Annotated in this window: 3 protein-coding genes and 1 pseudogene; all 4 read right to left on the reverse strand. The window is 60.7% G+C overall.

What is annotated here, in order from left to right:
• Nucleotides 1-299: pseudogene (locus tag AWB67_RS36170) on the reverse strand (cysteine hydrolase); the annotation flags it as partial.
• A gap of 248 nt (nt 300-547) precedes the next feature.
• On the reverse strand, nt 548-1,153 hold the full coding sequence (locus tag AWB67_RS36175; RefSeq protein ID WP_235025566.1) for a CobW C-terminal domain-containing protein: 606 nt from the start codon (nt 1,151-1,153) through the stop codon (nt 548-550).
• A complete protein-coding gene (locus AWB67_RS36180; RefSeq protein WP_087660660.1) occupies nt 1,150-2,094 on the reverse strand; it encodes an amino acid ABC transporter substrate-binding protein in 945 nt (314 codons plus the stop codon). Before AWB67_RS36180 ends, AWB67_RS36175 begins: the two co-directional genes overlap by 4 nt.
• Nucleotides 2,095-2,107: 13 nt before the next feature.
• The coding region (locus AWB67_RS36185; protein WP_143328478.1) for a dicarboxylate/amino acid:cation symporter at nt 2,108-2,625 on the reverse strand (518 nt) is incomplete at its 5' end.

The raw sequence follows: 2,625 nt of genomic DNA on the forward strand, positions 1-2,625 counted from the left end.
CCTTCGAAGCCGTCCAGATTCAACGTGCCGCTGCGCGCAAACGTACCGGTTGCGAACTCATCCGTCTCAAGGGGTCCATTGAACTTCCATGCTCGATCGGTCGGGAAAAAGTAGTGTGGCGATATGAAGACCGCGAACTTCGCGTACTTCGCCGCCTTGAAGATCCGCAACATGTTTTCTACCGTCTTGTTCTCCGTCACGCTCGCTCCGACCGCGCCCCAATTTTTGCCCTTGTTACTCAAGACATCGACTTGCGGGTCAATAAAGACCACAGCCGTATCGCTTCGATCAAAGTTCACTTTGAACCTCCAGCACGTGCACGACGATTCGATGATTAACATCGATCCGAGCCTCTCCGAACAGACTAGGAAATGGAGGCGTCAAAATCAACGACGGTGCGGCAGATTTCGATGACGTGTGCCAGTCCTTGCACACGGGTCCAGGACGAGCGAGGGCATGAAGACCGAGCTGCAATCTGGGACGCGTGCGATGCTATTAGCAAGCCACTGATTTAAAAGTTGAGAAGCGAGGCAGCCGAGCAGCCCCTTCACGCATCTGGTCTGCATCGAGATGGCGTCCTATCATTCACTAAGTGGTTCTCGCGCGCTTCGTCGCGTTGCCATGCCTTGCCGAACGTCGTGTCGAGCAGCATGTTGACGCTGTGAAAATAAAGGCGCCTGCTTTCATCGTGAAGATTCAGCACGCCTTTCATGCGCAGCAGTTGCTGGCCTTCCGCCTGCACGAGACGATTGATCCCGGTCATCGACCAGAGACGGACCACTGCCAGCGACTTCCATGCCGGTTTTTCCGCGCTGTCTGCGTGACGTCGATAGTTGACGGTATTTGGAGGGCGGCACTTCCGTTTACGACTGAATGGTGTAAACCGCCAAGGGGGCGCGACGCGGTGCGACGGTACGCTTGAGGCGGCGATCGCATCCGTGGGGCGAAATGACCGAAAACGGTGCTGGTAATGTCCATAACGATGCGCCGTGCGCGCATGCGTCACGCGGCAACTTGAAGTCGCTGCGTTCTCCGTTATCGCTAGCGTCGCTGCGAAAGCGCGATTAATGTGCCCCGTGCGAATGTGACATGGCCCGCGTTGCATACGTTCGGGCGGTGATGAATCACGCACCGCCGCAAGCGCGGCGCTCACTGCGCCTCGCCGCCGGCCATCGTTTCAATGATGGCCTGGAGCTGCGCACTCATCGGCAGGTTGAGGCTGGTGCCCGACGGCAGACGGCGCAGGAACCAGTGCGTGTATTGGCGATCGATTTCTCCATCCGCGGCAAGCTCCTGAAAAGTATCCTTCACTACCTGCGCGAGCTGCGGGTCGTCCTTGCGGAACATGATTCCGTACGGGTCATACGAGAGATAGTCGCCAACGACGCGATACCCGGCCCCCGCGCCGGCATGCTCCGCGATCAGGCCATACAGCAGCACGTCGTCGGTGGCGAACGCGTCGGCCAGGCCGTCGGCCACCTGCGCAAAGCCCTGCGCGTGGTCAGGCACCACCTGCAACTGAATCCCGAGCTTGAACCTCCGGTCCAGAGCCCGCAGCGCGCTCTCGTTCGTGGTCCCGGCGGTCACGGCGACCTTCTTCCCCGCAAGGTCGCGAAACGACCCAACCAGCGAGCCTTTTTTAACCATCACTTTTGTGCCGGCCACGAAAAAGATCGGCGAGAAGGCTACACGCTTCTGGCGCTCAAGATTGCTGGTGGTAGAACCGCATTCCAGATCGACCCGCCCGCTGACCACCGCGTCAATGCGGTTGTCGGAGGTGACAGGCACCCACCGGATGGTCAGCGTCCGGTTGACCGCGGTCTCGATCGCCGACACCAGTGACTTGCACAGCTCGATCGAATAGCCGATCGGCTCGTTGCGCGCATTCAGATACGAGAACGGGACGGAGGCCTCGCGGTAGCCCAGCGCGATGGTGCCGGAATTTCGCGCTTTAGACAGCGTGCCGGTCAGTGCGGCTGGCGAGTAGCTGTCGGGAGTCGAGCGGGATGGCTGCGCGTCCTCCGCCCGCGCTGCGGCACCGGCAATGAGCAGCCCTGCGATGGCCAGCATCCACCAGAATCGCGGCGTCTTCATGGCTCGGCCCCTGTCAGCTCTCGGCCGGGTGGGCGATCGTAGCGTCGAGTTCGGTGTCGAGGCGCGCCGTGTTGGCCTCGGCGTCGGCTTCCGACAACAGTTCCCCTTCCCACTTGGCGACCACCGCGCTCGCGATCGAGTTGCCCACCGCGTTCGTGGCCGACCGGCCCATGTCGAGGAACGTGTCCACGCCCAGGATCAGCAGCAGGCCGGCCTCAGGGATGCCGAACTGGTTGAGCGTGGCGGCGATCACCACCAGCGAAGCACGCGGTACGCCAGCCATTCCTTTGGACGTCAGCATCAGGACGAGCAACATCGTCAACTGCGTACCCAGCGAGAGGTGGATGTTGTATGCCTGGGCGATGAACAGCGTCGCGAACGTGCAATACATCATGGAGCCGTCGAGGTTGAACGAGTATCCCATCGGCATAACGAAGCTGGAGATCTTGCGCTTCACGCCGAAGCGGTCGAGCGCATCGAGGATCTTCGGATACGCGGCCTCGGAACTCGCGGTCGCGAATGAAAGCATGA

Source organism: Caballeronia terrestris (genome assembly GCF_001544515.1).
GTDB lineage: Bacteria > Pseudomonadota > Gammaproteobacteria > Burkholderiales > Burkholderiaceae > Caballeronia > Caballeronia terrestris.

Excerpts from the sequence above, each read along its gene's own strand:
- AWB67_RS36180 (WP_087660660.1), bottom strand. The coding sequence starts at position 2,094 with ATGAAGACGCCGCGATTCTGGTGGATGCTGGCCATCGCAGGGCTGCTC.